Annotated in this window: 7 protein-coding genes; 2 read left to right on the top strand and 5 right to left on the bottom strand. The window is 63.3% G+C overall.

What is annotated here, in order from left to right:
* Positions 1–783: 783 nt before the first annotated feature.
* Positions 784–1,284, top strand: coding sequence for an isoprenylcysteine carboxylmethyltransferase family protein (locus tag EOA28_RS20650; protein WP_127251264.1), 501 nt, complete (start codon positions 784–786; stop codon positions 1,282–1,284).
* Between the two features lie 15 nt (positions 1,285–1,299).
* Here EOA28_RS20650 and EOA28_RS20645 read toward each other — a convergent pair whose 3' ends face one another.
* Positions 1,300–2,196: a LysR family transcriptional regulator gene (locus tag EOA28_RS20645; RefSeq protein ID WP_042646207.1), complete on the bottom strand. Its 897-nt coding sequence runs from the start codon at positions 2,194–2,196 to the stop codon at positions 1,300–1,302.
* 72 nt (positions 2,197–2,268) lie between these two features.
* Positions 2,269–3,243: a thioredoxin-disulfide reductase gene (trxB, locus tag EOA28_RS20640; RefSeq protein WP_126059818.1), complete on the bottom strand. Its 975-nt coding sequence runs from the start codon at positions 3,241–3,243 to the stop codon at positions 2,269–2,271.
* A 233-nt stretch (positions 3,244–3,476) separates the two neighbouring features.
* Between trxB and EOA28_RS20635 the strand changes: the two genes are divergently transcribed.
* Positions 3,477–3,959 carry an Lrp/AsnC family transcriptional regulator gene (locus EOA28_RS20635; RefSeq protein WP_127251520.1) on the top strand — a complete coding sequence of 161 codons (483 nt, stop codon included), beginning with the start codon at positions 3,477–3,479 and terminating at the stop codon, positions 3,957–3,959.
* Here the strand turns inward: EOA28_RS20635 and EOA28_RS20630 are convergent.
* From EOA28_RS20630 to rfaE2, 3 genes are all read right to left on the bottom strand, one after another.
* Positions 3,956–4,606, bottom strand: coding sequence for an HAD-IIIA family hydrolase (locus EOA28_RS20630; RefSeq protein WP_127251521.1), 651 nt, complete (start codon positions 4,604–4,606; stop codon positions 3,956–3,958). The two genes, EOA28_RS20635 and EOA28_RS20630, sit on opposite strands and share 4 nt — an antisense overlap.
* Positions 4,599–5,171 (bottom strand): SIS domain-containing protein, encoded by a 573-nt coding sequence (locus EOA28_RS20625; protein WP_042646200.1) that lies wholly within the window; start codon positions 5,169–5,171, stop codon positions 4,599–4,601. The genes EOA28_RS20630 and EOA28_RS20625 overlap by 8 nt, the downstream gene beginning before the upstream one ends.
* Before the next feature lie 7 nt (positions 5,172–5,178).
* Positions 5,179–6,433: D-glycero-beta-D-manno-heptose 1-phosphate adenylyltransferase (rfaE2, locus tag EOA28_RS20620; protein ID WP_128315217.1), on the bottom strand; the 1,255-nt coding region annotated here is incomplete at its 5' end.

Here is a 6,433-nt window from a genome sequence, read left to right as displayed (position 1 = left end):
CCTTCGACCACATGGCCGAGCTCACCGGCCGGCTCGCTGACGAGGCGATGAACGCCAACGGCAAGGCCGCCTGAATGCCGTTTCAGCGCGATGCGCTTTAAAGCGCGTCGCGGTTTGACCTTGGGATGAAATGAAAACGGCGTCCGGTTCAACCGGACGCCGTTTCTATTGCGGACCGTTTTCCTGGGAGGCAACGGCTGGTCCGCCGCATCCGGACAAATGGTTCGGACGCGGTAGCTGCCTGAGCCCGGCCATTTCGAGTGATGCCCCCATCTCCCGAACCGACCAACCGCGTCCTATCTTCTAGTTAAACCATAGACTGCGTCTGCGACATGTTACCCGATGTTACATGTCACTGTTACGTGTCGGATTCGACCGTGTTTTTTGCCGGCTCGAGGCATGCGGGCAACAAAAAAGCCGGATCAATAAAGATCCGGCTGAGTTTGATTGGAAGTGCCGATTAGGGCTAACCTCCAGAGGGGAACACTCAAGAGCGCTAATGGGAGGAGAACGCGCCCCGGAGATGGGACTATATATGTGCTCATCATGCCCAAGAAACAAGCATCTATTTTGCAACACACGCATGCAAAAAGACGCAGGCTGTGGTCCAACCTATTCCAGGAAGCCATAGGACCAGGAAAATAGGGCGATCTCGCCGTATTTTCAGATCAAAAGCGACTGCTGAAATGCAAAATGCAGCTAATTTTGCTCGGAACTGCGTAAAACAGCGAAATGATGCCGACTTCGGCAGGCCAAGTTTATTTTTGCGGCAGAGGCCCCCGGATGCGTAGTTTTTCAGCAATCGCCGGTAGTGCGCTGTTCCTTGTAGTCGCGCCGGGCGTTGTCGCCGGACTGATGCCCTGGCTGCTGACCGATCATTATCGCAAACCTCTGGCGACTGTGCCGGGCTTCGTGGCCGCGGGCTCTATTCTCGTGATCGTAGCAGCTGCGATCCTGCTTCATGCCTTCGCCCGTTTTGCCCTCGAGGGCCTGGGCACGCCGGCGCCGGTGGCGCCGACCGAGAAGCTGGTCGTGGGCGGCATCTACCGCCATGTCCGCAACCCCATGTACGTGGCCGTGCTGGCGATCATCCTCGGCCAGGCACTGATCTTTTCGAGCTGGGCGGTCCTGGTCTACGGCCTCATCGCCGCGGCGGCGATGATCTCGTTCGTCAAGATCTATGAAGAGCCGACGCTCGCCCAACGCTATGGCGAAGAATATAAAGTCTACCGACGCGCCGTGCCCGGCTGGCTGCCCCGCCTTACACCCTGGCGCGGGCAGTAGTCTCGACCGGCCATTTCAATAAGACCAGCTGCGCGCCTTCGCGATGACGAAATCGCGAAAAACGTGCAGCTTCGCCTGGTTCTTCATCGCATCGGGATAGGCGAAATAGGTGTCGAAGGACGGCACCTCGGTCTCCGGCAGCAACTGCACCAGGTTCGAGTCCTTGTTGATCACATAGTCCGGCAGCATGGCGATGCCCGCGCCGCCCTGCACCGCCCGCTTGATCGAAAGGATGTCGTTGATCTGCAGCGTCGGCACCCGCTGCGCGCCCTCGAAATCGCCGACCGTCTCCAGCCAGTTCAGCTCCGACAGATGCGAAGGCACCGGCACGCCGAAGGTGACGATGCGATGGTTCCTGAGCTCAGCGATCGAGGCCGGCCTGCCGAACTTGGCGATGTAGGACGGCGCCGCGTAGAGGTGGAAATGCACCGTGAACAGCCGCCGCTGGATAAGGTCGGGCTGCTGCGGCTGCCGCAGCCGGATCGCGCAATCGGCCTGGCGCATGGTGAGGTCTAGCTCCTCATTGGCCAGGATCAGCTGCAGGCTGATCTCGGGATAGAGCTCGATGAATTCCTGCACGCGCTCGGTCAGCCAGCCGGCGCCCAGGCCCACCGTGGTCGTCACGCGGAGCACGCCCGACGGCCGGTCCTTGGTCTCGGTCAGCCGCGTCTTGATGGTTTCCAGCTTCATTAGCACGTCATGCGCCGTGCGGAACAGCATCTCGCCCTGCTCGGTCAGCACCAGGCCACGCGCATGACGGTGGAAGAGTGCTACGCCGACATCATGCTCCAGCGCGCTGACTTGCCGCGAAATGGCCGATTGCGACAGATGCAGCGTCTCGGCGGCATGGGTGAACGACCCAGCCTCCGCCGCTGCGTGAAATACGCGTAGCTTGTCCCAGTCCAGCGCCATGATTCCCCTCGCGTTGCATTTGGCGTCTGAATGAAAAATCAGGCTTTTAAACGGCTTTTTTCAGCCGATTTGTCACTCCGCCGCTTCGCGGTGAACCTCGATGCCGGCCAGATATTTTTCCGCCTCGAGCGCCGCCATGCAACCAAGCCCCGCGGCCGTCACCGCCTGGCGGTAGACATCGTCGGTGACATCGCCGGCGGCGAACACGCCGGGCACGTCGGTGCGGGTCGAATCGGGCGCCGTCCACAGGTAGCCGTTCGGCTTCTGCTTGAGCTTGCCGACGAACAGCTCGACCGCCGGCGCATGGCCGATCGCGACGAACACGCCGTCGACCGGCAGCTTCGATTCCTGGCCGGTCACGACATTGCGCAGCGTGAGTCCTTCGACGGAAGGCGGCAGCGGCGCCTTGCCTGGACGTCCGGTGATCTCGTCCACCACCGTGTCCCAGATGACGCGGACATTGTCCTTCGCAAGCAGCCGCTCGCGCAGGATGCGCTCGGCACGGAAATCGCTGCGCCGATGGATGACGGTGACGCTTTTGGCGAGGTTCGACAGATAGAGCGCTTCCTCGACCGCGGAATTGCCGCCGCCCACCACCGCGACGTCCTTGCCGCGGTAGAAGAAGCCGTCGCAGGTGGCGCAGGCCGAAACGCCAAAGCCCATGAAGGTCTGCTCAGATGGGATGCCCAGCCACTTGGCCTGCGCGCCGGTGGCGATGATCAACGCGTCCGCCGTGTAGACGGTGCCGGAATCGCCGGTGGCCCGGAACGGCCGCACATTGAGGTCGACCTCGGTGATGATGTCGTTGATGATATCGGTGCCGACATGCTCGGCCTGCGCCAGCATCTGGCTCATCAGCCAGGGGCCCTGGATCGGATCGGCGAAGCCCGGATAATTCTCGACATCCGTGGTGATCATCAATTGGCCGCCCTGCTGCAGGCCGGCGACCAGCATCGGCTTCAGCATGGCGCGGGCGGCATAGATCGCCGCCGTGTAGCCGGCCGGGCCGGAACCGATGATGAGAACGGGCGCATGTTTGGTGTTCATGAAAGTCCCCTGCGGCGCGCGGCCGTGGTTTTGTCGAGGTTAATGTAAGGGTTGCCAACCATGGCAGCAAGACGAACGGACCGTCGTCCCCGGAAAGCTGCCGTCAGCCGGATATTCGCAAAGTCGCAGCTTTTGTTACCTCTAAAAATCGGGTCGATGAGGGGCTGGCGCGGACACAAAAGTCGTTTAATTACAAATTCGCGAAAGATTCTTGCGCAAGAGCCGAGACAGCCATGCCGCTCAAAGCCGACCTCGATGCCATCGACTGGAAGATCCTGCGCGAGCTGCAGAGCGATGGGCGCATGACCAATGTCGAGTTGTCGAGCCGGGTCGGCATCTCGGCGCCGCCTTGCCTGCGCCGCGTCAGGCGGCTGGAAGAGGCTGGCATCATCCGCGGCTACCGAGCGCTCCTCAACGCGCCGGCGCTCGGCATGGATGTCGTCGCCTTCTGCCTGATAGGCCTACACCACCAGGCCGATGCCGAGCTGAAGACCTTCGCCGAACGCACGCGCGGCTGGCCGATCGTGCGCGACGCCTGGATGGTCTCCGGCGAATCCGACTTCCTGCTGCATTGCGTGGCAAGCGACCTCGGCACCTTCCAGACCTTCGTCATCGAGGAACTAGCTTCAGCTCCGAATGTCGACACGGTGCGCACCGCCTTGACCATCCGCCGCGTCAAGGATGAGGGGCTGGTGGCCTTCGAGATGAAGCCCTAGGCTTTGCCAAGCCCTGCGATAAGGTCGCAAAGCCTCCGGTGGTCGTTGCCAGTTATGAGCTTGTGCGTGACGAAGGCGGCGTCGCCGGATTTTCGGTTGGATCTGCTTCCGACATGCCAACCATCACGGAGCCCGGCGCGGCGGCCGGCTTCCATATCGTCTGCCTTGTCGCCGATAATGATCGACCGACCCATATCCAGGTCCAACAGATCGCGCGCACGCAGCAGCATGCCGGGATTGGGTTTACGCATCGGATGGTCGCCCACTGCCAGAACGCCCGTGCCGCTCGAATGATACCCACAGGCAAGCACAAGATCGATCCGGCAATCCTCCGCTTCGAGAAGCTGGAGGAGCCTGCCGTTGACCGCCGCGAAATCCGCCCAGCCGAAATAACCGCGCGCTATGCCCGATTGGTTCGAGACGATGATGGCGGGAAGCCCAACCACATTGGCGGCTCTGATGACGGGCAGCATTTCCGGCCGCAGCACGATATCCGCAGGATCGCTCGGATAACTGGTATCGACGTTGATCGTGCCGTCGCGGTCGAGGAAGAGCGCCGGCAGGCCTTTTGGGAAGGTCCTGGTCCCGATCCGCTCGATCCACAGGCCGGGCTCGACAAGCGAATCGACCGCGCCACCGTCAGCCATTGCTGAGACGCGCTTCGACCGCCTCGCACAGATGGTGGTAGAGGCAGAGATGCCCCTGCTGGATGATCGGCGTCGAGGTCGACGGCACGTTGAGCAGGATGTCGGTCAGCGGCGCGAGCTTGCCGCCGGTATCGCCGGTAAGGCTGATCACCGTCATGCCCATCATGCGCGCCTGCTCGGCGGCGGCAAGGATGCTTGGCGAATTGCCGCTGGTCGAGATGGCAAGCAGCACCGCGCCTTCCGATCCATGCGCCTCGACCTGGCGCGAGAAGACGGTGTCGAAGCCGTAATCGTTGCCCCAGGCGGTCAGCACCGCGGCGTTGGCCGGCAGCGCGATGACATTGTAGGCCTTGCGCTCCTTCAGGAAGCGGCCGACCAACTCGCCGGCGATGTGGATGGCATCGCTGGCCGAGCCGCCATTGCCGCAGATCAGCAGCGCCTTGCCTTGCGAAAGCGCGGTCACGACCGTGCTCACGGCGCGCTCCATCTCACCGGTCAGGTCGCGCTCGACCATCGCCGAGATCGCCGCCGCGGAGCGGACCAGGTAGTCGTTCAAATCGGACATGAGACCCTCAGTTTGCGGCACGCAGCTTGCCGATCGTGTTCGTCGTGCTCTTGCCTGCGACGAGGTCGACCAGCACCACGCGCCCGCCCGCCTTCTGCACCACATCGGCGCCGACCACGGTCTCGATCGTATAGTCCGCGCCCTTGACCAGGACGTCGGGCAAGAGCGCCTCGATCAGCTTGAGCGGCGTATCCTCCTCGAAGACGACGACGGCGTCGACCGAGGCAAGCGCTGCCAGCACGCAGGCGCGGTCATGCTGGTTGTTGACCGGGCGCCCCGGCCCTTTCAGCCGGCGCACCGAGTCGTCGCTGTTGAGGCCGAGCACCAGCCGGTCGCACTGGCTGCGGGCGGCATGCAGCAGGCTGACATGGCCGGCGTGCAGGATGTCGAAACAGCCATTGGTGAAGCCGACCGTGAGGCCCTCTTCCTTCCAGGCGGCGACCATCCTGGCCGCCGCATTGGCGTCAAGAATGGCATCCGTATGAGCCGTCGGCCCATGCGAGCGGAACAGCGCGCCGGACAGTTCCTCGACATTCAGCCGAGCGGTGCCGCGTTTTCCCACCACGACGCCGCCGGCCGCATTGGCGATGACCGCGGCATGCACCCGGTCGGCGCCGGCGGCGAGCGAAAGCGCGAAGCTCGCAATGACCGTGTCGCCGGCACCGGAAACGTCGAACACTTCGCGGGCCTGGGTGGAAATGTGGCGGGCATCCTCGGCGGAGACCACGCTCATGCCCTTCTCGCTGCGCGTGGCGACGATATACTCGAAGTCATGCGCGGCGATCAGGTCGCGTGCGGCGGCCACGATCTCGTCATCGCCGAACACCTTGCGCCCGACCGCCTCGCCAAGCTCCTTGCGGTTCGGCGTCACTGCCGTGGCGCCGGCATAGCGCGCGTAATCGCGCCCCTTCGGATCGACCAGCACCGGCTTGCCGGCATCGCGGCAGATCGCGATCAGCTCGCCGGCGACGCCGTCGAGCAGAATGCCCTTGCCGTAATCGGAAAGGATCACGATGTCGGCGCGGCCAAGCGCGGCCTGGAAATGATCGATGAGCTTCGCCCGCTCGGCGGAAGTGAGCGGCTTGATCTCTTCCTCGTCGAAGCGCAGCACCTGCTGGTTGAGCGCGCTGAAGCGGCTTTTCGACGAGGTCATGCGGTCCGCCCGCTGCAGAAGCCCGTCCGTGGCGACACCGATCTCGCTCAGCATGCGCATCAGATTGTTGCCGGCCTGGTCGGCGCCGATCACCGAGACGGGTATGGCG

The organism is Mesorhizobium sp. M2A.F.Ca.ET.067.02.1.1 (assembly GCF_004023285.1).
Lineage (GTDB): Bacteria > Pseudomonadota > Alphaproteobacteria > Rhizobiales > Rhizobiaceae > Mesorhizobium.
This window is presented reverse-complemented; position numbering and strand designations above follow the sequence as displayed.